This is a genomic window from Mesorhizobium subarcticum (assembly GCF_055456085.1).
In genome coordinates, this window is the sequence record NZ_CM144237.1 from 998,067 (window position 1) to 1,022,208 (window position 24,142).

23 protein-coding genes are annotated in these 24,142 nt (G+C 63.5%); 8 read left to right on the forward strand and 15 right to left on the reverse strand.

Annotated elements, in window-relative coordinates; all coding sequences use genetic code 11:
* Positions 1 to 28 precede the first annotated feature (28 nt).
* Complete coding sequence (locus tag ACZYHG_RS04580; protein WP_464612735.1) at positions 29 to 613, forward strand: hypothetical protein; 585 nt, start codon at positions 29 to 31, stop codon at positions 611 to 613.
* Positions 501 to 1,406, forward strand: a complete 906-nt coding sequence (gene dapA, locus ACZYHG_RS04585) for a 4-hydroxy-tetrahydrodipicolinate synthase (protein WP_464614619.1) — start codon at positions 501 to 503, stop codon at positions 1,404 to 1,406. Before ACZYHG_RS04580 ends, dapA begins: the two co-directional genes overlap by 113 nt.
* On the opposite strand, the gene ACZYHG_RS04590 is transcribed toward dapA, so the two are convergent.
* The 8 genes from ACZYHG_RS04590 to bcoG all read right to left on the reverse strand — a co-directional run bounded on the left by ACZYHG_RS04590 (position 1,365) and on the right by bcoG (position 10,240).
* Positions 1,365 to 1,685, reverse strand: coding sequence for a hypothetical protein (locus tag ACZYHG_RS04590; protein ID WP_464612736.1), 321 nt, complete (start codon positions 1,683 to 1,685; stop codon positions 1,365 to 1,367). The genes dapA and ACZYHG_RS04590 overlap by 42 nt on opposite strands.
* A gap of 653 nt (positions 1,686 to 2,338) precedes the next feature.
* Positions 2,339 to 3,277: an alpha/beta hydrolase gene (locus ACZYHG_RS04595; RefSeq protein WP_464612737.1), complete on the reverse strand. Its 939-nt coding sequence runs from the start codon at positions 3,275 to 3,277 to the stop codon at positions 2,339 to 2,341.
* Between the two features lie 216 nt (positions 3,278 to 3,493).
* Complete coding sequence (locus ACZYHG_RS04600) at positions 3,494 to 4,276, reverse strand: carnitinyl-CoA dehydratase (RefSeq protein ID WP_464612738.1); 783 nt, start codon at positions 4,274 to 4,276, stop codon at positions 3,494 to 3,496.
* On the reverse strand, positions 4,269 to 6,347 hold the full coding sequence (locus tag ACZYHG_RS04605) for an acetate--CoA ligase family protein (RefSeq protein ID WP_027061898.1): 2,079 nt from the start codon (positions 6,345 to 6,347) through the stop codon (positions 4,269 to 4,271). The genes ACZYHG_RS04600 and ACZYHG_RS04605 overlap by 8 nt, the downstream gene beginning before the upstream one ends.
* A gap of 66 nt (positions 6,348 to 6,413) precedes the next feature.
* Positions 6,414 to 7,577, reverse strand: a complete 1,164-nt coding sequence (locus tag ACZYHG_RS04610) for an acyl-CoA dehydrogenase family protein (RefSeq protein WP_464612739.1) — start codon at positions 7,575 to 7,577, stop codon at positions 6,414 to 6,416.
* Between the two features lie 4 nt (positions 7,578 to 7,581).
* Positions 7,582 to 8,676, reverse strand: coding sequence for a carnitine 3-dehydrogenase (locus tag ACZYHG_RS04615; protein WP_464612740.1), 1,095 nt, complete (start codon positions 8,674 to 8,676; stop codon positions 7,582 to 7,584).
* Positions 8,673 to 9,302, reverse strand: coding sequence for an HD domain-containing protein (locus ACZYHG_RS04620; RefSeq protein ID WP_464612741.1), 630 nt, complete (start codon positions 9,300 to 9,302; stop codon positions 8,673 to 8,675). Before ACZYHG_RS04620 ends, ACZYHG_RS04615 begins: the two co-directional genes overlap by 4 nt.
* Before the next feature lie 14 nt (positions 9,303 to 9,316).
* Positions 9,317 to 10,240: a 3-dehydrocarnitine:acetyl-CoA trimethylamine transferase BcoG gene (gene bcoG / locus ACZYHG_RS04625; protein WP_464612742.1), complete on the reverse strand. Its 924-nt coding sequence runs from the start codon at positions 10,238 to 10,240 to the stop codon at positions 9,317 to 9,319.
* A gap of 79 nt (positions 10,241 to 10,319) precedes the next feature.
* On the opposite strand from bcoG, the gene ACZYHG_RS04630 reads away from it, so the two are divergent.
* The gene (locus ACZYHG_RS04630; RefSeq protein ID WP_027061903.1) at positions 10,320 to 11,300 is read left to right on the forward strand and encodes a GlxA family transcriptional regulator; all 981 of its coding nucleotides are present in this window, start codon (positions 10,320 to 10,322) and stop codon (positions 11,298 to 11,300) included.
* A 14-nt stretch (positions 11,301 to 11,314) separates the two neighbouring features.
* Here the strand turns inward: ACZYHG_RS04630 and ACZYHG_RS04635 are convergent, their stop codons facing one another.
* The 3 genes from ACZYHG_RS04635 to xylA all read right to left on the reverse strand — a co-directional run bounded on the left by ACZYHG_RS04635 (position 11,315) and on the right by xylA (position 13,598).
* Entirely contained in the window at positions 11,315 to 11,524 is a 210-nt protein-coding gene (locus tag ACZYHG_RS04635) for a hypothetical protein (RefSeq protein WP_027061904.1), read from the reverse strand.
* Between the two features lie 175 nt (positions 11,525 to 11,699).
* Positions 11,700 to 12,179, reverse strand: a complete 480-nt coding sequence (locus ACZYHG_RS04640; RefSeq protein ID WP_464612743.1) for an N-acetyltransferase family protein — start codon at positions 12,177 to 12,179, stop codon at positions 11,700 to 11,702.
* 93 nt (positions 12,180 to 12,272) lie between these two features.
* Positions 12,273 to 13,598: a xylose isomerase gene (xylA, locus tag ACZYHG_RS04645; protein ID WP_464612744.1), complete on the reverse strand. Its 1,326-nt coding sequence runs from the start codon at positions 13,596 to 13,598 to the stop codon at positions 12,273 to 12,275.
* Positions 13,599 to 13,711: 113 nt separating this feature from the next.
* On the opposite strand from xylA, the gene ACZYHG_RS04650 reads away from it, so the two are divergent.
* Positions 13,712 to 14,074, forward strand: a complete 363-nt coding sequence (locus ACZYHG_RS04650) for a nuclear transport factor 2 family protein (protein ID WP_464612745.1) — start codon at positions 13,712 to 13,714, stop codon at positions 14,072 to 14,074.
* Positions 14,075 to 14,106: 32 nt separating this feature from the next.
* On the opposite strand, the gene xylB is transcribed toward ACZYHG_RS04650, so the two are convergent.
* Positions 14,107 to 15,561 carry a xylulokinase gene (gene xylB, locus ACZYHG_RS04655; RefSeq protein ID WP_464612746.1) on the reverse strand — a complete coding sequence of 485 codons (1,455 nt, stop codon included), beginning with the start codon at positions 15,559 to 15,561 and terminating at the stop codon, positions 14,107 to 14,109.
* A gap of 81 nt (positions 15,562 to 15,642) precedes the next feature.
* Positions 15,643 to 16,965: a tetratricopeptide repeat protein gene (locus ACZYHG_RS04660; protein ID WP_464612747.1), complete on the reverse strand. Its 1,323-nt coding sequence runs from the start codon at positions 16,963 to 16,965 to the stop codon at positions 15,643 to 15,645.
* A 226-nt stretch (positions 16,966 to 17,191) separates the two neighbouring features.
* On the opposite strand from ACZYHG_RS04660, the gene ACZYHG_RS04665 reads away from it, so the two are divergent.
* Entirely contained in the window at positions 17,192 to 19,978 is a 2,787-nt protein-coding gene (locus ACZYHG_RS04665) for an autotransporter family protein (RefSeq protein ID WP_464612748.1), read from the forward strand.
* Positions 19,979 to 20,035: 57 nt separating this feature from the next.
* Here the strand turns inward: ACZYHG_RS04665 and ACZYHG_RS04670 are convergent, their stop codons facing one another.
* Both ACZYHG_RS04670 and ACZYHG_RS04675 read right to left on the reverse strand, forming a co-directional pair.
* Positions 20,036 to 20,659, reverse strand: a complete 624-nt coding sequence (locus ACZYHG_RS04670) for a LysE family translocator (protein ID WP_464612749.1) — start codon at positions 20,657 to 20,659, stop codon at positions 20,036 to 20,038.
* Positions 20,660 to 20,814: 155 nt separating this feature from the next.
* On the reverse strand, positions 20,815 to 20,937 hold the full coding sequence (locus ACZYHG_RS04675; protein WP_464612750.1) for a hypothetical protein: 123 nt from the start codon (positions 20,935 to 20,937) through the stop codon (positions 20,815 to 20,817).
* Between the two features lie 238 nt (positions 20,938 to 21,175).
* Between ACZYHG_RS04675 and ACZYHG_RS04680 the strand changes: the two genes are divergently transcribed.
* From ACZYHG_RS04680 to ACZYHG_RS04690, 3 genes are all read left to right on the forward strand, one after another.
* Positions 21,176 to 21,946 (forward strand): L,D-transpeptidase, encoded by a 771-nt coding sequence (locus ACZYHG_RS04680; protein ID WP_464612751.1) that lies wholly within the window; start codon positions 21,176 to 21,178, stop codon positions 21,944 to 21,946.
* 87 nt (positions 21,947 to 22,033) lie between these two features.
* The gene (locus tag ACZYHG_RS04685; RefSeq protein ID WP_464612752.1) at positions 22,034 to 23,200 is read left to right on the forward strand and encodes a diphosphate--fructose-6-phosphate 1-phosphotransferase; all 1,167 of its coding nucleotides are present in this window, start codon (positions 22,034 to 22,036) and stop codon (positions 23,198 to 23,200) included.
* Complete coding sequence (locus ACZYHG_RS04690; protein ID WP_464612753.1) at positions 23,200 to 23,937, forward strand: MBL fold metallo-hydrolase; 738 nt, start codon at positions 23,200 to 23,202, stop codon at positions 23,935 to 23,937. Before ACZYHG_RS04685 ends, ACZYHG_RS04690 begins: the two co-directional genes overlap by 1 nt.
* The last annotated feature ends 205 nt before the right edge of the window (positions 23,938 to 24,142 follow it).

The window sequence follows — 24,142 nt, forward strand, 5'->3', positions numbered from 1 at the left end:
GTTCCGAACTGATCGGAACGATCTGGCCATGGACAATTCCAACACCATTGCTGAGCCCAACGGCGCCGATCTCGCCGGATTGCTTGATCGCCTGCCGCATGTCGGCAGGCTGCTTGAGCACCAGCTTTGGGAGGCGGCGCGCGCCCTGTCGCTCGTCAGGTCGTCCCGGCAAGGCCGCCGGTTTGCCGGTCTGATGGAGGCTGGCGCCATGCTCGAAGCCGTCCTCCTGCTCGTCACCTTGTCGAAGCCGGGGCGTTCAGTGTCGGCCATCGGCAGGGTCGGCGAGCGCTGGTTTTGCTCCGTTCAAATCACACCGCCAAGAACAACGGCTAAGGCCCCTACAATCGAAGCGGACCACATCGATCTGGCCGCCGCGCTGCTGTCGGCCCTGCTTTCCTCGCACCTCATGAAAACGGTGCACCCAGAAATTCATCCAGGAGACTCTGATTGCCATGACCCCAGAACAAGCCCGAATGCGCCTGACCGGAGCGATGACCGCGCTGGTAACGCCGTTCACCGACGGCGAGGTCGATCTGAAGCAGCTGACCGCACTGTTGCGCTGGCAGATCGAACAAGGGATCAACGGGCTGGTCCCATGCGGCACCACAGGTGAGGCCCCTACCCTGTCGTGGGAGGAGCGCCTCGACATCATCGCGCTGTGTGTGAAAATCGCCGGCGGCAGGGTGCCGATCATTGCCGGCACCGGAACCAACAGCACAGAGACGACGATCGCCTTTTCGACAGCCGCCGAAGCCTTTGGCGCCGACGCCGCCCTGATCGTGACGCCTTACTACAACAGGCCGAGCCAGGAAGGGATCTTTCGCCATTTCGAATCGGTCGCGGCCAAGGTCAGGATACCGATCATCGTCTACAATGTGCCAGCGCGAACCGGCGTCGACCTGTCCGAGGAGACGATCGAACGGCTGGCGCAGATTCCGACCATTATCGGCATCAAGGACGCCACCGGCGATGTGAGCCGGCTATCCTCGCTTCCGGCTGTGCTCAGGCGCCGCTTCATCTGCCTCTCCGGCCATGACGCAACCGCGTTCGGCTTCAACACGATGGGCGGGCGCGGAACGATCTCGGTGGTCTCCAATGTCGCTCCGCGACTGTGCGTCGAGATGCATGATGCGTGCCGGCAGGGCGACCACCACACCGCGCGGGCCATCCATCACCGCTTACGGCCGCTGATCGCGGCGCTTGAGCTGGAAAGCAATCCCGTGCCGGTCAAATATGCGCTCAGCCTGGCGCTGGGCATGAGCCCGGATGTCCGCTTGCCGATGACAGCTGTTCGCCCTGAAACCGAAACCGCCATACGGGAAGCCATGCAGGCTCTGTCCGGAAGCATCCCCGGCGTCGCGCAATCAAGAGCGGTGCAGGCCTCGCCCGCGCCGTGGCGGCTTTGACGGAGACGCCTTGCCATCAGCGGCATAGACCAGTCCGGGCTGGACGATCCATTCGCCAGCCCGGAGCGCTTCGACATCGAAGCGTCCACTGGCGTCGCGTGTTGCAACACCGACAAAATTGTATCGCCGGCCTCTTGCATCGACGACTGTGTCGGCGATCGGGTGGCCGGCGAGTCGGCCGATGATCGCCCCTTCTTCCTTGAGGTTTGCCAGGACGAAATACTCCGTCGGCACCCTGCGGCTGGCCCTTGAGGTCAGCCAGACTGAATGTAATCTCATGGTCGTCTGAAGCCAGCTGTTGGTCCGGTCGCCAGTCAAGCGGCGGCTCGGAATTACATAGTCGCTGGCTGCATAGGAATTCGAGAGCAGGTTTTGGCCTTAAATATAAAGGCCGCATATGCCCCGCCCTCCGTCAGGGATTCCGGCGCGGACGGCCCGGCTCGATACAGTCGGGCGACGGTGTCGTCGCCGGGCCGCCGCCGCAGTCCGGGGCGCCAAGTTGTATGTCGGGTACTGGCGCGCAATCGATTGCTGGTCCGCCGCAATCAGGCCGATCCGGCCTATCGGGCCTGTCTGGTCGATCGGGCCTGTCTGGACGATCCGGTCTGTCCGGCCAGTCGGGTCTGTCCGGACGATCAGGCCTGCCTGGTCTGTCCGGACGATCGGGTCTGTCGGGGCGCCATGGCCTGTCGGGTCTGTGATCACGGTCGCGCCAATGATGGTCGCGCCAGGGGCGGTCGCGATAGTCGTCCGTGTCTACGCATGCGCTGAGCGCCGCAGCGCAGATGATGAGCGCCAACGCGCTTGCGAACCTGGTCATGTCTGTGATGTCCTGCTGTCGGTCAAACCCAGCGTGGTCTGCACCGCCTGCATTGCACCTGCATTACGCGTACCTATCCAAGCATGCCCAACTCACAGGATAGGGAAAACGCTCACCAGAGCCAGGCGCCCCGTCCGAGCGCTGCCACCGCATCGACGATCCGCGTGAAACTTTCGCGGGCGCGACCGACCGTGTGTCGGGCCCTGAGATAGCCGTGCACCAAGCCCGGCTCCTCGAACCAGGTGGCGAGCCCGCCCGCGGCGATGACAAGGTCACGATAGGTCTCGCCGTCTGAAGACAGCGGGTCACACTGCGCGGTGATCAGCACCGTCGGCGGCAAGTTGGTAAAGTCGGTGTCGGCGAGCGGCGAGAGCGTTACGTCGCCGGCCCGGTCCGCGCCACCGGTGCGGATGTGCTTGTAGAATTCAAGATCGCGTCTGGTCAGCATCGGCGCTTCGGCGTGTGTCACGTAGGACCCTGTCGAGCGGTCGCCGCCGAGGCCGGGATAGATCAGCACCTGGCCGATCGGCCGTTTCGCGTGGCCGCGCGTGGCGTGGCTGACGGCGGCGCAGAGATTGCCGCCGGCGCTGTCGCCGCAGAGCAGGATGGGACGATCGCGGGTGGACGCAGCCCATGCGAAGGCGCTGATCGCATCGTCGAAGGCGGCTGGATGCAGATGCTCCGGCGCCAGCCGGTAGTCGACCGAAATCACCTCGTAGCCGGTGCGGGCGCAGAGCTCGGCGCAGACATCGTCATGGCTGTCCAACCCGCCAAGGATGAAGCCGCCGCCATGGATGTAGAGCACTGTTGCTGTCGGTTGCGGGGCGGTGCGGTAGATGCGGATCGGAATGTGGTGGGTGGGCGTTGCTATGGAAGAAGTTTCGACCGCGACACCCTGGGGATAGCCGGCAAAGAATTCCCTGCACATGCGGTCGTAGATCGCGCGCTGCTGGGTGATCGTGTAGTCGATCGTATCGGGAGGATAGTAGGAGTTGGTGCGCTCGATGAAGGCCCAAGTCTCGGCGTCGATAAGGGTTTTGTAGTCGGTCATGTAGGGTAACCAACTTTAGATGATGGCGCCCAGTCCCCCCTCTCTGTCCTGCCGGACATCTCCCCCTCAAGGGGGGAGATCAGATGTCGCGAAGGCTTTCGCCAATCTCCTACGTCCCAAGAAATGCGTCGGGTCCAAAGCTGCCAATCTCCCCCCTTGAGGGGGAGATGCCCGGCAGGGCAGAGGGGGGTGCTTCGCGCTATCATTTCCGCAGAGTCACTTCCCCTTCCAAACCGGATCGCGCTTCTCCGCGAACGCGCGAAACCCTTCCATATTGTCCTCCGAACCATAGAGCGCATCCACCGTTGCCAACTGGCGCCGCGTCACGCGGTTCATCGCGTCCTGGAAGGTCAGGGACTCGGCCACGCGCGCCGTCTCCTTGATCGCGGCGAAGACCAGCGGCGGGCCGCCGGCGAGCAGCCTTGCGATCTCCCAGACGCGCTCCTCGAGCTTTTCCTTGGGCAGCACCTCGTTGACCAGGCCCCAGCGATGCGCCTCGGCGACATCCATCCAGCGGCCGGTCAGCAGGAGATCCATGGCGACGTGATAGGGGATGCGCTTCGGCAGCTTGATCGTCGCCGCATCGGCCAGCGTGCCAGCGCGGATTTCGGGCAGCGCGAAGGAGGAATGATCTGATGCGTAGATAAGGTCGCAGGACAGCGCCAGCTCGAAGCCGCCGCCCACCGCCATGCCGTTGACGCAAGCAATGACCGGCTTGTTGAGGTCGCGCAATTCCTGCAAGCCGGCAAAGCCGCCGACGCCATAGTCGCCATCGACCGCATCGCCGCCGGCAGCCGCCTTCAGGTCCCAGCCGGCGCAGAAGAACTTGTCGCCCGCGGTCTTGACGATGGCGACACGCAAGTCTGCGTCGTCGCGGAACGCCTTGAAGGTCTCGCCCATCAGCCGCGAGGTCTTGAGGTCGATGGCGTTGGCCTTGGGCCGGTCGAGCGTGACTTCAAGGATGGTGCCTTCGCGGCGGGTCGAAATAACGTCAGACATTCTTGTTCTCTCCAAGCACGAGCAAGGCATCGGCGATCCAGGCGCCTTTGCCCTGCGCGCAGACGATCAGCGGGTTGATATCGAGTTCCTCGATCTCACCGGCATTCTTCTGCACAAAGGCGGCAATGCCTGATATCGCGTCGATGGCGGCAGCCACATCAGCCTTCGGCCGGCCACGATAGCCGTCGAGCAACGGATAGAGCTTTAGCCCACGCAAGCCCGCCTCAATGTCTTCGCGGGTCGCCGGCAGCATCAGCGTGACGCTGTCGCGCAACAGTTCAACCAGCACGCCGCCGGTACCCAGCGTCATGACAGCGCCGAACATCGGATCCCTGGTGAAGCCGACGATCAGTTCGGCAACGCCGTCGCGCACCATGCGCTCGACATAGAGGCCCGTACCGAGCGGCAGCAGATCATGGGCCGCCGTGCTGACGGATTCGGCATCCCTGAGGTTGAGCCTGACGGCGCCAACCTCGGATTTATGGGCGACGCCAAGTGCTTTCAGAGCGACGGGAAAGCCGAGCGCCATCGACGAGATGACGGCCTCGACCGCATTGCCGGCCCGCTCACCCTTCGGCACGGGCAGTCCGGCCTTGATCAACCGTGCCTTGGCCTCGGCCTCATCAGGCGTAACGTGACCGCCGCCGGCAGCACCGGAAGCAGAGGTGTCGATCGGCTGCGCCTGCGGTTCAGCCCACGCCCAGCCGATGAAGGCTGCGGCACCCGCGGCATCCATCGCCTCGGAAATGCCGAACAATGGCACCATGCCGCGCGCCATCAGTTCGGCGGTGTATTCCTCGGGCAGGTTTTCCGGCAGCGAGGAGACGATCGCGCCATGCGCCTTGTTGGTCTTTAGCGCCGATTCGAAGGCGCGCAGCGTCGCCCACCAGTCGGTGACCGAGCAACGGTCGGGACGAGGGAAGTCGAGCACCAGCATGTTGAGATCGAAACCGCCCGACACCATGGCGGTGAAGGTGGCGGTCATCGCCGGCTCGTTGTTCCAGATAAAGGTGTGGTAATCGAGCGGGTTGGCGACCGCGACCAGCGGCCCGAGCGTCGACTTGACGTGGGCGCGGTGTTTTTCCGTCAGGACCGGGAAGTTGACCCAGCGCCCTTCGGCACTGTCAGCCATCACGGAAGCCTCGCCGCCCGAACAGCTCATCGAGGAGAGCTTGTAACCGGCCAGCGGGCCGGTGATGTGCAGCAGCTTCAGCGCCTCGATGAAAGAGGGGATGGAATCAACGCGCGCGATGCCGAGGCGCTTCAGGAAAGCGCCGGAGGCGGCATCCGAGCCAGCCAGTGACGCGGTGTGCGAGACGGTCGCCTGCCGCGCCTGTTCGGAGCGGCCGACTTTCATGGCGATGATTGGCTTTTTCAGCTCACGCGCCCGTGCCGCCAGCCGCTCGAAGCCGGCTACGGAGTCAAAAGCCTCGATGTGCAGGCCGAGCGACGTGACCCGGTCATCCTCGATCAGGCCGAGCGCCATTTCGGAGAGACCGGTCTGCGCTTGGTTGCCGGCTGTCATCAGGAAGGCGATCGGCAGGCCGCGCTTCTGCATCGTCATGTTGATGGCGATGTTGGATGATTGGGTGATGATGGCGACGCCCTTGCCGCCCTCGTCCAGCCGGATGCCGCCATGCTGGTCGGGCCACAGAAGCGCGCCGTCGGCATAGTTGATCAGGCCATAGCAGTTCGGCCCGATGATCGGCATCTGGCCGGCAGCCGCGACCAGTTCGGCTTGCAGCCGCTCGCCATCGTCGTCATAGGCCTCGGTTTCGAGGAAGCCGGCGGCAAAGCAGACGGCGCCGCCGGCGCCGCGCTCGGCCAGCGCCTTGATGACCTCGATGGTCAGATGCCGGTTGACGCCGACAAAGGCGGCATCCGGCGCACCAGGCAGATCGGCGACGGAGCGATAGGCCTTACGGCCGGCAACCTCGTCCTTGGTCGGATGCACCGGCCAGATTTCGCCGGCAAAGCCCATCTTGATCGATTGCGCAACGACCGCAGCCGCTTGCACGCCACCGAAGACGGCGATCGATTTCGGGCGCAGGAGACGTTCGAGTTTATGCATGGTCATCTTTTCGTTTGAGCATCATTTTCTCCCAAAAGCCGAACTCCGGCTTTTGGCGATCATGCTCTATGCTCCGAACGGACGCAGCAGCGCGCGCGAAATAATATGTCGCTGGATTTCCGAAGTGCCTTCCCAGATGCGCTCGACGCGGGCGTCGCGCCAGATGCGCTCCAGCGGCAGGTCGTCCATCAGCCCCATGCCGCCATGGATCTGGATCGCTTCGTCGGCAACGTAAGCCAGCATTTCAGTGGCTTTCAGCTTGGCCATGGCCATGTCCTGGTCGGCGACGGTGCCCTGATCGTACTTCCAGCCGGCTTCGAACACCATCAGGTCGGCGGCCTTCAATTCGGTCGCCATGTCGGCGAGCTTGAACGACACGCCCTGGAACTTGCCGATCTGCTGGCCGAACTGCTGGCGCTGCGCGGAATACTCGATGGCGTGGCCCAGCGCCCGCTCGGCACGGCCGAGGCAGGTGGCGCCGACCTGCAGGCGCGTGGCGCCGAGCCAGGAATTGGCGACCTCGAAACCCTTATGGACTTCGCCGAGCACTTGGCTCGCCGGCAGCCGGCAATCGTCGAATTCGAGGATGGCATTGGTGTAGCCGCGATGCGAGACGTTGCGATAGCCATCGCGCACCGCAAAGCCCTTCGTGCCCTTGTCGACGAAGAAGGCGGTGATCTTCTTGCGCTTGCCGCGCGGCGAATCCTCTTCGCCTGATGCCATGAACACGATGGCAAAGTCGGCGAGATCGGCGTGGGAGATAAAGTGCTTGGTGCCGTTCAGCACCCAGTCGTCGCCATCCTGCACCGCCGTCGCTTTCATGCCGCGCAGATCGGAACCGGCGCCGGGCTCAGTCATCGCCAGGCAGTCCCACTTTTCGCCACGGATGCAAGGAAACAGGTACTTTTCGCGCTGCTCCGGCGTGCCGGCAAGCAGAATGTTGGACGGGCGCGCCACGCAGGTCCAGTGCAGCGCGTAGTTGGCGCGGCCGAGCTCCTTTTCGTAGAGCAGCCAGGTCACCGTATCGAGGCCCGCGCCGCCGACATCGGCCGGCATGTTGGCGGCGTAGAGGCCGGCTTCGATCGCCTTGGCTTTGATCTCCTCGATCAGGTCACGGCGCAGCACGCCGGTGCGCTCCACCTCGCGCTCATGCGGGTAGAGCTCATTCTCGACGAAGGCGCGCGTCGTCTCGACAATGAGTTTCTGCTCTTCCGAAAGACCGAAATCCATGGTCTCAGCCCTTCTTCTTTTTCTTCGGCTTTTCGGCCTTCTTCACCGGCTTGGAAGCCTTGGCCTTCTCGGCAGCCTTCGAGGCCGCCGGCTTCTTTGCCGCCAGCTTGGCGAGCTGCTTGGTATAGTCCTTGTGCAGCGCGCCGGCACCCCAGCCCTTGCCCTTGTTCTGCTTCGACAGCGCATCCATGATGGCGACCAGATTGTCGTCGCGGATCTTTTCCAGCTCGCGGATCGACAGGCCGTGCGCTTGGTCGTCCGACTGGGTGGCGATCAGGTCGACCAGCTCGTCGTTGAATTCCGGAACGTCCATCAGCTTGGTCCATGGCCATTTCAGGCACGGTCCGAACTGGGCCATGAAGTGGCGCATGCCGGCTTCGCCGCCAGCGACGCGATAGACCTGGAACATGCCCATCTGCGCCCAGCGCAGGCCAAAGCCATAGCGCATGATATCGTCGAGTTCCTCGACGGTGCAGATGCCGTCCTTGATCAGCCATAGCGCCTCACGCCAGGCTGCCTCCAGCAGGCGATCGCCGACAAAGGCTTCGATCTCCTTGCGGATGACCACCGGCTTCATGCCGATCGAAGCATAAATCTCCTTGGCGACTTCGATCGCCTCGGGAAAAGTCTGCTCGCCGCCGACGATCTCGACCAGCGGCAGGAGATAGACCGGATTGAACGGATGGCCGACGACTAATCGCTCCGGATGCTTCTTCATCGCCACCTGCATGTCGGTCGGCTTGATGCCTGATGTCGACGAGCCGACAATGGCATTGGCCGGCGCATGGGCGTCGATCTCGGCCAGCACCTTGTGCTTGAGGTCGAGTCGTTCCGGCACGCTTTCCTGGATGAAGTCGGCGTCTGCCACCGCCTCGGCGATGGTCTTGGCGAAGGTCAGCTTGCCTTCGGTGGGCAGGCCGCCGGGCACCATCTGCTTGTAGGCGCGGCGCGCGCCCTTCATCACTTCCGAGACCTTGCGCGACGCCTCCGGATCGGGGTCGAAGATCGACACGTCGATGCCGTTCAAGAGCAGGCGCGCCACCCAGCCGGCGCCGATGACACCGCCGCCAATGGCGGCCGCCTTGTTGATGATGCTCATGCTGAGGCTCCGGTTCTTGTCTTGGCTGTTTCGGGATCGATGAGAGGCACGCGCTCGCCGGCGCGGATCACCGAGGGGTCGTAGGCCTTGCGGGCAAAAACTTCGAGCACGAAGGGCCGGAAGAACTCGATCGGCAGCGTCTCGTAGTCAGGGTCGAAGCTCGACTGGTCCCAGCGTTCGCAAAACTGGTCGCAATCGTCGAAATAGGCATGACCAGCGAAGCGGTCCCGGGCATGGCGGTTGCCGCCGAGATGGTGGGCGTAATAGAGCCGCTGGAAATCGCCATGCTTCTCCACCACCCAGGTGCATTGCTCGCGCACGAAGGGTTTCAGGATCGAAGCGGCGTATTCGTCGTGATTGTAGGGCGCGTAGATGTCGCCGATGTCGTGCAGCAGCGCGCAGGCGATCCAATCGGTATCGGCGCCGTCGCGCCAGGCGCGCGTCGCCGCCTGCAGCGAATGGCCGAGCCGGGTGATCTTGTAGCCCGACAGACCTTCGTCGAGCTGCACCAGGGCGTCGAGCAGCCGATCGCCAGTCCTGGCGGCATAGTCGATTTCATGGGCGGTCAGGAACTCGTAATCGTCCTTGTCGCCATCCTTCATCGCGGTGAACTTGACGGTTGTCATCTCAAACCCCCGCTCTATGCCGCGGCTGCTATTGGCGCCCGCTTGGTCAGGTTGAGCTTCTGGCGCACTTCCTCCGGTCCCAGGATCCTGGCGCCGAGATTGGTGACGATGCTGGCGGCGCGCTCGACGAGCTGCGCGTTGGTGGCCAGCACACCCTTGTCGAGCCAGAGATTGTCTTCGAGCCCGACGCGGACATTGCCGCCGGCCAAAACGGCAGCCGCGGCATAGGCCATCTGGTTGCGGCCGATGGCGAAAGCCGACCAGTTCCAGGTCGACGGCACATTGTTGACCATGGCCATGAAGGTGTTGAGGTCATCGGGCGCACCCCACGGCACGCCCATGCAGAGCTGCACCAGTGCGTCGGGGTTGAGCACTTTTTCCTCGACCAGCTGCTTGGCGAACCAGAGATGGCCGGTGTCGAAGGCCTCGATCTCGGGCTTGACGCCGAGCGCCGTCATCATGCCGCCCATGGCGCGCAGCATGCCGGGCGTGTTGGTCATGACATAATCGGCTTCGGCGAAGTTCATGGTGCCGCAGTCCAGCGTGCAGATTTCCGGCAGGCACTGGCGCACATGTTCCATGCGGTTGGTGGCGCCGCCCATGTCGGTGCCTTTTTCGTTGAGCGGCAACGGCGCCTCGGGCGAACCGAACACCATGTCGCCGCCCATGCCGGCGGTCAGGTTCAGGATGACGTCGACGTTCGCCGCTCGGATGCGCTCGGTCACTTCGCGGTAGAGATGCACGTCGCGGCGAGGCTTGCCGGTCTCGGGATCGCGGACATGGCAGTGGACAATCGCCGCTCCCGCCTTCGCCGCGTCGATGGCCGAATCGGCGATCTGCTTGGGCGAGCGCGGCACATGCGGGCTGCGATCCTGCGAACCGCCGGATCCGGTCACGGCACAGGTAATGAAGACCTCACGGTTCATCGCAAGCGGCATGGAATTCTCCTCCCAATTCGAACAGAGGTACAACATTGCGCGACTTGCCGGGAACTGTTTTGCGTTTTACGAAGGCGCCATGATAAAAAACGAAAGAACGACAATCTTTCGCGCCGAGCAGTCGCCGCTCAAGGTTACGCTGCTGGTGTTTTCCGGGGCGTCCATCATGTGCGTGGCATGCACCGTTGACCCGCTGCGCGCCGCCAATCGTATCGCCGGCGAAACCCTGTTCGACTTCAAACTGGTTTCGGTGACCGGGGAGGCGCCGGTCACGACATGCGGCCTGCCCGTGGCGGTCAGCGGCCGGTTCGACGCGACGGAACCGACCGATGTCCTGATCGTGGTCGCGGGCTTCGGCACCCAGAACTATGCCACGTCAGCCTTGCTCGCCGGCTTGCGCCGTGCGGCGCGCTCAGCCCGCGCCTGTGGCGGCGTCGAGGCCGGCACATGGCTGGTGGCGCGCGCCGGCCTGCTGGAAGGGCGCAGCGCCACCACCCATTGGGAGGACATGGAGGATTTCTCGTCCGCCTTTCCCGGTGTCGACGTGCGCCCCGATCGATACATCATTGATGGGCCGGTGTTCACCACGGGCGGGGCGTCACCGACCCTGGATCTGATGTTGCACCTGATTCGCACCCGGCTCGGCATGGCCGTGGCGCTCGATGTGGCAAGCGCGTTCATCTACGATCAGGCGCGGGTGGCGACCGATGCGCAGCCGCTGGTCTCGCTTGGCCGGCTTGACGGCTACGACCCGCGCCTGGCGCAAGCCATTCGGCTGATGGAAGCGCATGTCGACCAGCCGCTGACCATCGAAGCCATCGCAAAGCGTGCCGGGGTGACGGCGCGCACACTGGAAAGCATCTTTCGCAAGTCGATCGGCGAGACGCCGGGCGCCTACTATCTCAGGCTGCGGCTGGGGGCCGCGCGCCGGCTGGTCGTCGACACGCGGATAGCCATGGCCGATATTGCCGGGCGGACGGGATTCTCGTCCGCCGCAGCATTTTCCAGAGCGTTTTCAAGAGCTTTTGGCGAAGCCCCAGTCAGGCTGCGCCGAGGATAATCACATCCAGGGGATTACGCGGCGTTCTGTCGATCGCTGCCGGCGTCGATCTGCGAGCGCATTTGCCTCACCAGCCGGACTTCGAATCGGCTGCTGACAGCGCGATCCCATTCGTTCGAGACCTTGGCGTCGTCGGTTTTCCTCGGCAGCGCCATCAGCCGGTCGATGATCGATCCGGTCTCGCCAGATGAGAGTAGGGCGTCGATTTCGCGTTCGTGCTGCATATCGGTTCGCCTCCTTCCTTTTCACCCGCCACAACGTCACTCTTATACGAGATACGTGACGGCAGTTTGAAGGCAAGAGCGAGGTGATTGAGGGGCGCGAAGGGGCAAAACCTTGTCGCCAAACACGGCCTTTGGCGCAAAGCTGTTCCGTACGAAAATCCGAAGTGGGTGAGGTTCAGCCGAGCCGCTTCTCGAACAACACAGTCGTACAGCCGCTGTCCCATTCATCATCCGGATAGCGGTCTTTTTCGATATAGCCGACCGCCTTGTAAACGCCCTGGGCGCGATCGTTGAACGTATCGGTTTCGAGCCGCACTTGGCGGAAGCCGGCAGCGCGAATCGCTTGTTCGGCATGCGACAGCAGCTTGCCGCCGACACCCTGGCCCTGATGGCAGGCCCTGACATGCACGGCCTCGATGAAATCGCCGCGCCAGTGGATCAGGCCGGCAATTTCACCGGCGATCTCGGCCACTGTGAAATCCGGCCAGTATTCCTCGACATAGCGCCCGCCAATATCGGTCTCGACATAGCGCTGCGCCGATGCCTGGGTGATGTGTGGCAGCCAGGTGCCTTCGAACGTTTCCTGCAGCACCTGTTTGAGAGCCGCTACATCGCCCTGCCGCGCCTCGCGCACCGTGATCTTCCCGTTTGCCATCGTCTTTCTCCATCACTTGGGAGAGCGGACTAGCAAAAGGCGATCACGGCGGCTTTCAGCCACACCAGGCAGGTGTCGGTCCAGCGTCAGGCTTCACACGTAGCGGTTGACGATGTTTTCCAGCAGTTCCTGGCGGCCGGAGCGCGGCTGCGGCTCGATCTTCTTCTTCAACACGCGCTCGGCGATGTCTTCCAGCGTGCGCTTGCCGGAAAGCATCGCCTTGGCCTCTGCGGTATTCCACCCGGCATAGCGCTCGGCGAGCGGCGCGGACAGCGCCTTGTCCTCGACCATGCGAGCCGCGGCCTTCAGACCGCGTGCGCAAGAGTCCATGCCGCCGATGTGGCCGATCAGCAGGTCCTGCGGGTCGAGCGACTGGCGGCGCAGCTTGGCGTCGAAATTGGTGCCGCCGGTCTTGAAGCCACCGGCCTGCAGGACCTGGTAATAGGCGAGCGCCATTTCCGGCACGTTGTTGGGGAACTGGTCGGTGTCCCAGCCCGACTGGTAGTCGTTGCGGTTCATGTCGATCGAGCCAAAGACGCCGAGTGCATTGGCCAGCGCCAGTTCGTGCTCGAAGGAATGGCCGGCCAGGATGGCATGGCCCTGCTCGATGTTGAGCTTGACTTCCTTCTCCAGCCCGAAGCGCTTGAGGAAGCCGTACACCGTGGCGACATCATAGTCGTACTGGTGCTTTGTCGGCTCCTGCGGCTTCGGCTCGATCAGGATCGTGCCCTTGAAGCCGATCTTGTGCTTGTAGTCGACGACGAGGCTGAGGAAGCGACCGGCCTGTTCCTGCTCGCGGGCCAGGTCGGTGTTGAGCAGCGTCTCATAGCCCTCGCGCCCGCCCCACAGCACGTAGTTCTCGCCCTTCAGGCGCTTGGTGACGTCGATGCAGCTTTTCACCGTCGCTGCCGCATAGGCAAAGACATCCGGATCGGGATTGGTGGCGGCGCCCGACATGAAGCGGCGATTGGAGAACAGGTTCGCCGTGCCCCACAGAAGCTTGACGCCGGTCTGCTTCATCTTGGTGGCAAAATAGTCCGCGATCTCATCGAGATGGGCCGCACTTTCGGAGAAATCCTTGCCCTCGGGCCGGACATCGGCATCGTGGAAGCAGAAATAGGGCGCGCCGAGCAGCGAGAACATCTCGAAGGCGACATCGGCCTTGAGTTTCGCCAGTTCCATCGTGTCGATGCCGCCGGCCTTGGGGAACCAGGGACGGTCGAAAGTCTGGCCACCAAAGGGATCGCCGCCCGGCCAGGCAAAGGAGTGCCAATAGGCGACGGCAAAGCGCAGATGGTCTTCCAGCCGCTTGCCGGCCACCACCTCATCGGGATTGTAGAATCGGTAGGCCAACGGATTGGTCGAATCCGGCCCCTCATATTTGATCTTCTGGATGTCGCCGAAAAATCCGCTGCTCATGATTTCTGTCCTCTCTCGAATAGTTCGCCCTGATTACCTCAGGCGTAATTGGTTTCGCTCTTGGGCCGGTCGAAAAAGCTGATGTCAAAGCCACTCAAAACAGGAGACAATCCATGACCGACCTCAACACAATCGCCGAGGGTTACATCACCGCTTGGAACGAAAGCGATGCCAGCCGCCGCGCCGAACTGCTCAAGGCTGTCTTCACCGAAGACGTCAACTATCGTGATCCGCTCATGCAGGGCGACGGCCATGACGGCGTCGCGGCGCTCATCGATGCCGTTCAAAATCGCTTTGCCGGCTTCCGGTTCTCGCTGAAAGGCACGCCAGATGGCTTTGCCGACAAGATCCGCTTCTCGTGGAACCTCGGGCCTGAAGGCACAGAGTCCGTCATCGAAGGCACCGATATCGGCGACATCGAGAACGGCCGGCTGAAGGGCGTGACCGGGTTTCTGGACAAAATGCCGGCGCAGTGAGCCGGCAAGTTGCGGCGTGGGCGAGTAATCGTTCACGCCGTGGCGCCCTTGATCGCCGGGTACAGTGCCCGGTAGCGATGATAGGCATCGGCATAGGCGCCGCCGAGTGCGGCGTCCGGTTCAATGGTGGCGTCTGTCCTAGGCGCCGTGCACACGGCCAGCGGATCGGCGCCCGTCGCTGCGATCAGGCCAAGCCTGGCCGCGCCGAAGGCGGCGCCGAAATCGCCGTCGGCGGGAATATCCACTGGAACCTGCAGCGCGGTGGCGATCGCCTTCAGCCAGTAGCGCGAGCGCGAGCCGCCACCGATCGCGGTCACGCGCGTCAATGTGGTGCCGGCCGTCTTCAAGGCTTCGAGGCTGTCGCGGAAAGCGAAGGCGACGCCTTCGAGCACCGCTTGCGTCAGCACCGCGCGGCTCGATTCATGCGCCAGCCCGGTGAAGGAGCCGCGAATGGCGGAATCATTGTGCGGCGTGCGCTCACCCGAGAGATAGGGCAGGAAGGACACGCCGCTCGGCGCCTTCAGCGTGTCGCCGAGTTCCGATGTCAGCTCGCCGGCGCCTTTGCCCGTGATTTCCGACAGCCAGTTCAGCGAATCGGTCGCCGACAGGATGACGCCCATCTGGTGCCAGGTGTTGGGCAGCGCATGGCAGAAGGTGTGGACCGCGCTGGCCGGGTTGGGCAGGTAGGACGCGTTGGCGGCAAACAGCACGCCCGACGTGCCCAGAGAAACAAAGGCATGGCCGGCGCCGACCGTGCCCATGCCGCAGGCCGAAGCCGCATTGTCGCCGGCGCCGCCGGCGATCGGAATACCTGACACAATGCCCCATTTCGACGCCAGTTCGGCACGAAGCGCGCCAGCCTTCTGCGTGCCCTCGACCAGCGATGGCATCTGCTTTTCATCAAGTGATGTCGCCGCCAGCAATTCGGCGGACCAGCGGCGCTTGCCGACATCGAGCCAGGACGTGCCGGCCGAATCGGACATTTCCGAAATGTGATCGCCGGTCAGCCAGAGCCGTAGGAAATCCTTCGGCAGCAGCACCTTCGCCACCTTGGCGAAGACAGCGGGCTCGTTATTCTTCACCCAGGCGAGTTTTGGCGCGGTGAAGCCAGGGAAGACGATGTTGCCGGTCAGCGCGCGGAAGCGCGGGTCGGCGTCAAGCGCTGCCGCCTCGACATGGCTGCGCGTATCGTTCCACAGGATGCAGGGGCGCAGCACATGATCGGCCGCATCGAGCAAGGTGGCGCCATGCATCTGGCCGGACAGGCCGATGCCTTTTACGGCCTCGAACTGCTTGGGATGGGAAGCCTTGAGTTCGGCGATCGCGTCTTCGCAGGCGCGTATCCAGTGGGACGGGTCCTGCTCGGACCAGCCGGGATGCGGCCGCGAAACATCAAGTGTGCCATGGCCGGAGCCGACGACGGTCTGTCCGGCATCGATCAGCAGCGCCTTGACGCCCGACGTGCCCAGGTCGAGGCCGAGATACATGTTTTCCTCCCACGTCCTTATTTTTTTCGGATCCCGAAAAAATCTGGCCGAGCCAGTTTTTAAGGCAAGATCCGCTCCGGGTCAATTCTCTGACAAATCGGCTGCGCGCCGTAAGAACAGCGCGGACAGTGGGCTGTCGGGCCGAGCCATCGAACGCTCGGCGGTGAGCGTCCTGGCGAGCGCGCCGTCACCGGCCCGCAAGGCCGCCTCGATCAGCGTCAGATCGATGACATCGCGCTGGGCGTGGCTGCCGCCGAAACGATGGGCGATCGCCCGGATCGGCCTGATCAGGCGCACGACCTCGGTGTATTTGCCCTCGCCGAACGCCTTGATGGCCCGCGTCAAGGGATGGCCGACATCCCTGGTGAAAGCGACGTTGTCGCCGCTGCCATGCATCGCCTCGCGCTGCGCCTCGAGCAGGGCAAGGGCGGGTCCGTCGAGGCCGGCGCCGACGAAGGCCATCATCGCATGCGCATCGTTGAAGGCGTAGTCGCCGGCGCCGGCCTTGGGCCAGTTGGCGGCGAGCGCGGTCCAACGGGTGCCGACATCAACGCCGCCGAGATGCAGCCGCCACAGGATTGCCGACGCATCGACCATGTTCAGCGCCATCGTTGATGGCGTGCCATAGATCGGCCCGTCATAGAGCGCCAGCACCTCGTCGGTCTCGCCGAGATCGTAGTGAAACAGCGCCAGGTGCCACCAATTGTGCACCTGCAGGAAGCTCTCCTTTGTCCAGGCTTCGGGATCGGCGCGCATCCAGGCAATACCATCCCTTTGCCGGCTTTGCATTTCCATGACATGCGCCACTGCGTGCTGAGCCCAGCCGTCGCGCGGCTCAATCCCGACCGCTATGCGGCCGAGTTTTTCGGCCAATGCGTACTCGCCCATCTCCTCCAGCCCGAATGCCTGCATGCCGAGCATGGCGTGGTAACCCGGCATGTCGATCTGCCATGACGGCAAGGCGCGGGCGATGCGATCACGCAACATGCGGGCATTGCCGGTGAAGAAGTCGATCTGATGCCCGACCTGCAGCGCCACGGCGTCGAGCGGGCTCTCGATGGCGATATCCTCGAGAATGCGGGCGGCGTCATGCCAGCGTCCATTGGCGAGGTGACCGAGGGCTAAGACATGCGCCTGTTCGCGCGTTGTCGCGGCCAGCGGCAGGGCCGCCTCGTGGCAGGCCCTGGCCACGGCCGTCGCCTCGCGCTCGGTGGCCAGGCCGAAGAGATAGCCCTTGAAGACATGCGCCATGACAAAACCGGGATCTTCCGCGATGGCGCGATCGACGGAGGCGACGGGGTCGCCGATGAAGCACTGCAATTGGCGTACCGCCTCGCTGTAGGGCGTGAACCCCGCTACCGTCGCACCCGAAAATGCCAGGCCGAATGTGTCCTTGATTGGCATGCAATGTCCTTTGATCTGCCTGGGACAAGCCCCAGACCCTTCGGGCCAAAGCGATCTTAGAGCATAGGCCACGGACGTGCCAATCACGCACTATACAAGATCTATCCCAGTATGCTTTTCAGTTCATCAACCATGACTGGCAGATTAGGCTTTGTAAAATCGAGCGAATTGTGGCTTCATTGCGGCGCGGCGGAGGGTTTGCAATCGCGATCTGAGAGGGGACGCGATGCGGCATTTTGAAATACAGCTTCCGAACAGCCGTTCGGAGTACGTGGGCGAGGAGATTGCCTTGTTGCGGCGAAGGTCGCGGCAAATCCATCCATGGTTTATTAGCTTACTTGCAACTACAGCGCTGGCGTTGCTGCCCAATTCCATGGCCTTGGCGGCCTGCGTGTTGGTTCCGTCGGCGGGGAATACCACCTTCACCTGCGACAGCGGCGATTCGGGCGGCAGCCTCACCGATACCAGCGGCGACAACACTCTGAATTTTCCCGCCGGCGGCACCGGCCAGATATCAGGCAGCGTCACCTTCGGCGTCGGCGCGGACCGCATCAACATGCAGTCCGGCACTATCACCGGCACGGTCGACCAGGGCGACGGCACGGATTTCTTCACCATCGGTGGCGGCACTGTCGCCGGCAATGTCCAGCAGGGCGCCGGCATCGACGACTTCAACATGAGCGGCGGCCAGATCGGTTCGCTCAACCAGGGCGACGGGCTCGACACCTTCACCATTACGGGCGGGCGCATCGTCGATTTCTTCGACGATGGCGACCAGGCTGTCATGACCGGCGGCCGCATCGGCCGCGTCAACATGAAACTCGACAAGAACTATTTCAACATGTCCGGCGGCACCATTGACCGCAACCTCGTCACCGGCTTCGACCAGGACACCATTATCCTCTCCGGCGGCACGATTGGCGGCAACATCAGCGTCAGCGGCGGCAATGACAGCGTGACGATCACCGGCGGCACGGTCGGTGGCGATGTGCTGATGAGCTTTGGCGCCGACAGCTTCGTGTGGAACGGCGGCGGCATCGTCTATGGTTCCGTCGATCTCGGCGGTGACAACGACACAGCCAAGCTCAGCAACCTCACCAATGGCAATCTCGGCGGCATGGATGCCATAAATGGTGGTCTTGGCGCCGACACACTGACCTTCGACAACGTCAAGCTGGACGGCATCGCAAGGGTCCAGAACTGGGAGACGATCAACGCTACCAACGACACCGAATTGACGCTGGATGGCAATCTGGTGCTTGGCGACAGCGGCACCGGCAAGGGGTCACTCAATGTCGACGCTGCGAGCACGCTCTATGGCGGCGGCTTCAACGCCGAGATCCGGGCCTTTACATCTGGCCAGATGGCCGAAGTGATGAATGCCGGCCGCATCGACCTGACCAATGGCACAACCGGCGCCACCGACCGGCTGACGATTACAGGCAATTATACCGGGCTCGGTGGCCTGCTGCTTATCCAGACCGAACTTGGCGACGACAATTCGGCTTCCGACCGGCTCGTCCTGTCGGGCGGAACCGCCTCCGGCTCGACCGGCATCGCCGTGGTCAATGTCGGCGGCGTAGGCGCGCAGACCGCCGCCGATGGCATCATGGTCGTGCAGGCGACCAATGGCGCCACATCCAGCGCCACGGCTTTTGCTCTCGACGCGCCGGTCGCGGCGGGCGCCTTCGAATATTATCTGTTCAAGGGCGGCGTCAGCGCCGGTAGCGACGAAAACTGGTATTTGCGCTCGACGCTGACCACACCGGCTCCGCCGGCGCCCGCGCCGCCGGCGCTGGAACCAGCGCCGAACCCCGAACCGGAGCCCCCGGCGACGGAAGCACCGCCGCCGCCATCCGAACTGCCGCCGGTGCCGGTGCCGACCGATGGCGACATCAACAACCCTCCGGTCGATCCGACGCCGCCGGTGCAGGCCGGCGATCCTCCTCCCACGCCGCCACCGGCCCCGCCCGAGGCGCCGCCTGCGGATCCGCCACCTCCACCGCCCCCGGTTCCAACCGCTGTGCCGGATCTGCCGACACCGGCGCCAGGCGAGCAGATTCTGCTCTATCGCATCGAGGTCCCCGTCTATTCGGCCTTGCAGCCGGTCGTCGAGCACCTGGCGATGACGACACTCGGCACCTTCCACGAACGGCGTGGCGAACAGAGCCTGCTGTCGGACACGGAGCTGTCGCCGGTCTGGGGTCGCATTTTCGGCCAGGACACTGAGATGGGCTGGTCGGGAACGGTATCACCCTCGTTCGACGGCACGCTGTTCGGCCTTCAGGCGGGCTTCGACCTGTTCGGACGCGAGACCGCCTCTGGCGGAATCGACCGCGCCGGCCTGTTCGTCGCCTATGGCAGCATGCATGGCGATGTGCGCGGCCAGGCGCTGGGACGAGACGATCTGGCCGTTGGCAAGCTCGACGTCAATGGCACCAGCGTCGGCGGCTACTGGACCCGCATCGGCCAAAGCGGCTGGTACCTGGACGGCGTGCTCATGGCCACTTTCTTCGGCGGCAACGCGACGTCGTCACGTGACATCGGCATCGATGTCGGCGGAACCGGCGTCACCGCATCGCTGGAAGGCGGCTATCCCATAGCGCTGGGACAGGGCTGGACGCTCGAACCGCAGGCGCAACTGGTCTGGCAGCATTTGTCGCTCGATGACACCAACGACCGCTTCTCGTCGGTCTCTTTCGGCACCGACGACAGCGTGTCCGGCCGGCTGGGTGCCCGGCTGCAGGGCGAGACAACGGTCAATGGCATGGCGCTGCAGCCTTACCTCAAGGCCAATATCTGGCACGATTTCGGCGGCACCGACACTGTCAGCTTCGACACCACCAACATCTCGACCGAGGACCTATCGACCTCGTTCGAGTTCGGCGGCGGTGTCGTCGCCAAGGTGACGGACAAGGTCAGCATCTTTGCTACCGGCGACTACACCACCAATCTCGGCGGCGACAAGCGCCGCATCCTCGAGGGCAATCTGGGTATCAGCGTGAAGTGGTGAACCAGACCATCTGAAAACCGGAAGCCGATTTTCAGATGGTCGAATAAAACAGGCCAGCTAATTGCCCGAACGCATCGCCACCGTGGCGATGCCGGCGCCGACCAGCAGCGTGCCGCCGGTGCGGTTGAAGATGCGGATCGCTTTGGGATTGCGCACGACGTTGCGGGCGCGTGCCGCGATCAACGCGTAGCCGAAGGCATTGGCGAAGGCGAGCGCCAGGAAGGTGGTCTCGAAGATCAGCATCTGCGTCCAGAAATTGGCGTGCCTGTCGAGGAACTGCGGCAGGAAGGCGACGAAGAAGGTGATGCTTTTCGGGTTGAGCGCGGTGACCAGCCAGGCATGCGCCATCATCTTGGCGGAAGACACCGCGTCGGTGCGCGGTTCGGCCTTCAGCGCCCCGCCGGCGCGGAACAGTTTGACGCCGAGATAGATCAGATAGCCGGCGCCGATCAGCTTCAGGATGGTGAAGACACCAGCCGAAGCGGCGAGCAGCGCACCGATGCCCAGCATCGACAAGGTCATGGCGGTGAAGTCGCCCAGCGCCACGCCAACGGCCATCGGCAGAGCGGTGCGCCAGCCCTGGCCCAGCGCATAGGACACGACCAGCAGGATGGTCGGGCCCGGAATGATGAGGAGGATGGTCGAAGCGGCGGCGAAAGCGGCCCAGTTTTCGAAGGACATGTCTGTCTCCCTTGGGTTAAGGAAAAGGATAAATCCCGAGCCCAGGGAGAATGTAAAGAGGCCTGATTTTTCTTTTTGAGCAATTGCGGACGGAAAACCGCCACGCGCTTTTCTGGAGTTACTGCGGCCTCAATTGCGCCAACGGCAGCTCGGCGTCAGTTCGCGCCGCCCAGCGTGCTCAATATATCGGCCAGGCTGACATTGGCACCGAGAACCAATGCGGCCGCGACAATGGCAGCGGCAAAAAGCTTGATGTCGGTTTTTAAAGTCTTGCACATGGAGGCCCCTCGCTGATCACCCGATGGGTAGGAAAGGCCGGTGCCGGGATTATGACCCGACCGAGGTCTCTTTGTGCAGGAGCTCTCGGCTGATGGCTATCCAGGACAGCCTGACGCCGCCAGGCGACGCGCAAATGCAGGCAGCGCAAGGCGTTCACGCTTTATCAACCATGAATGATGAAAATGCCTTCTATCCGGCCGGACCGTGCTTCCCGCCGACAGCGTAGGGTTTGGGTATATGCGTGAGTTGCCGCAAGGTCTGACGCCGCCACGAAACGGCGACGCAATCGAAACCGATTATCATCTTTCCCGCCGCGCCATCCTTTCTGGGGCAGGCGCGCTGGCGCTGCTCAGCGCCGCCGGCTGCTCGACCTCGGGTGACGGCGGCATGCCGGCGCTGGATCTTGACAATACGGTCACCGGTTCGGTGCCGCCGATGCGGCCCGCGATCAGCGTCGACAAGAACATCACCAGCGCCGATGTCATGTATGCCGCCTTGACCGACAACGGCTTCAACGTGCCGGAGGTGCCTTACCTGAAGGTCAAGCCGGAATTCCGCCGCCAGATCGTCGTCGACACGACCGGTGAGGCGCCCGGCACCATCGTCGTCCACCTCAAGGAGCGCATGCTCTATCTGGTCCAGCCGGGCGGCGATGCCATCCGCTACGGCGTCGGCATCGGCAAGGACGGCTTCCGCTGGTCCGGCCGTGCCAACATCCAGTATGGCAGGGAATGGCCGACCTGGACGCCGCCGCCAGAAATGATCCAGCGCAAGCCCGAATTGGTTAAGTGGCAGGGCGGCCAGCCCGGTGGCCTCACCAACCCGCTGGGCGCGCGTGCGCTCTACATCTACCAGGACGGCAAGGACACCGGCTACCGCATCCATGGCTCGCCGGAGTGGTGGAGCATCGGCCAGGCGATGTCGTCGGGCTGCGTGCGCCTGATCAACCAGGACATCATCGACCTCTACAGCCGCGTTTCGAAGAAAAACCCCGTCGTCGTCATGTGATCGTCCAGTCGACCCGACTCCCCCGTTGCGCGATAGCGAAAGACAGGCGAATGTGCCTGCGAATTCATCGCTCGGGAGACGTCAGGAATGGCCGGAACTTTTGTCATCGCGCAGGGCGGCGGCCCAACCGCCGTCATCAACCAGACGGTTGTCGGAGCGACGTTGGAGATCCGCAAGCGGCATCCCGGCGCCAAGGTGCTGGGCTCCATCCACGGCGTGCGCGGCATTCGTGACGGCAATTATGTCGACCTCTCGGCCATCCCCGAAGATCGGCTGCGGCTGATCGCCGGAACGCCAAGCGCGGCACTCGGCTCGACCCGCGACAAGCCGGATGCCGCCTATTGCGATGTCATCCTCAACGGCCTGAAAAAGGCCGGCGCCGATGCCTTCATCTATATTGGCGGCAACGACACGTCGGGCACGCAGCAGATCCTGACCGATGCTGCCGGCGGCTCGATCGCTTTCGTTCATGCGCCAAAGACCATCGACAATGACCTCGAGGAAAACGACCACACTCCGGGCTTCATCTCGGCGGCCGAGTTCGTTGCCGGTGCCTTTCTCTCGGTCGATCTCGATTTTCGCGCTTTGCCCGGCATCTATGTCGGCATCGTCATGGGCCGGCATGCCGGCTTCTTGACGGCGGCCGCCGCCGCATGGCAACTCGATCCCGCCAGCGGCCCGCACCTGGTCTACGTGCCGGAGCGGCCATTCTCGGCGGCCGGCTTCATCGATGATGTGCGCGCCACGCTCGACCGCCACAAGCGCTGCATCGTCGCTGTGTCGGAAGGGGTGAGCACCGCCGATGGCAAGGCGCTGGTCGAAAGCCTGGTACCCCCGGACAAACTGGAACGCGACGCGCATGGCAACGTCAAATTGTCGGGCAGCGATCTGCCGGCCGCGCTCGAACGCGCGCTGGCCGATGGGCTGCCGGGCAAACGAGCCCGCGTCGATGCGCTTGGCTACATGCCGCGCGGCTATATCGGCGCCATCAGCGCGGTCGATGCGCAGGAGGCATTCGATGCCGGCGCCTTCGCCGTCTCTGTCGCCGAACAGGGCGGCGGCTCGGTGGCGCTGCAATATGATGGCACCAAGACCGTCCTGAAGAAGGTGCCGCTGAAGAATGTCGCCGGCAAGACCCGTCACATGCCCGACGATTTCATGAAGCCCGACGTCAACCAGTTGTCGGAGGCCGGCATGACCTATCTCAAGCGGCTGGTGCCGGAAAAGTACAAGGTCGGGAAGCCGTTCGTCTGATGCCAGGCTCAGACGTGAGCCAGGAGTGGTTCAGCAAAAGCATCGTCGACGACAGGACGACGATGCTGACCGAACCTTTTGTGCATGACTATCTGCGCGCCAACATCTGGCATCTGCGCGGCCGTGACGCCGACCTTCTGGTCGACACCGGCATGGGCATCTGTCCGCTGGCGCCGCAGATCGAAACGCCTGACGGCAAGCCTCTGCTGGTCGTCGCCACCCACATCCATCTCGACCATGTCGGCTCACTGCACGAATTTCCATGGCGGGCCGGGCCAAGGCATAGCGCCGCGCAGTTCGAGAGCATGGATGAGGCCGTGACTTACGCCTACATGTTCCATGATCTCGAAGGTGGCGTTTCGAAACTGCCCGGGCCGGGCTGGAAGGCCGCCGACTACAAGATCCCGCCGGCACCGCTATCGCGGACGCTTGATGAGGGCGACGTGGTCGATCTCGGCGACCGGCAATTCCGCGTGCTGCATCTGCCCGGGCATTCACCGGATTCGATCGCGCTGTTCGACGAAGCCGACGGCCTGTTCTTCAGCGGCGACGCCATTTACGACGACACGCTGATCGACAGCCTGCCGGATTCGGACCGCTCGGCCTATGTCAACACCATGCAGCGGCTGCTCGACCTGCCGATCCGCATCGGCCACGGCGGTCACGGGCCAAGCTACGACGGCAGGCGTATGCGTGAGATTGCAACGGCTTACCTCAGACAAGCCGGCAATATCTGAGCTTCGGCATGACTGTCGGCTTGTGGGAGAGGCCGGGTCCCGGCAACAATCCTGCGTAAAGAATTAAATCTTTGTAATATAACCGAAAAAACCTAATTCGCCCGCATCCGCGTCCTAGATTCCGGTCATCGACCTGAACGGCTGCCGCATGAAGCGAGACAGGCAGCCGCGAGGGCCGGTACGCCGAATGGGCCCGCTCCCTCCC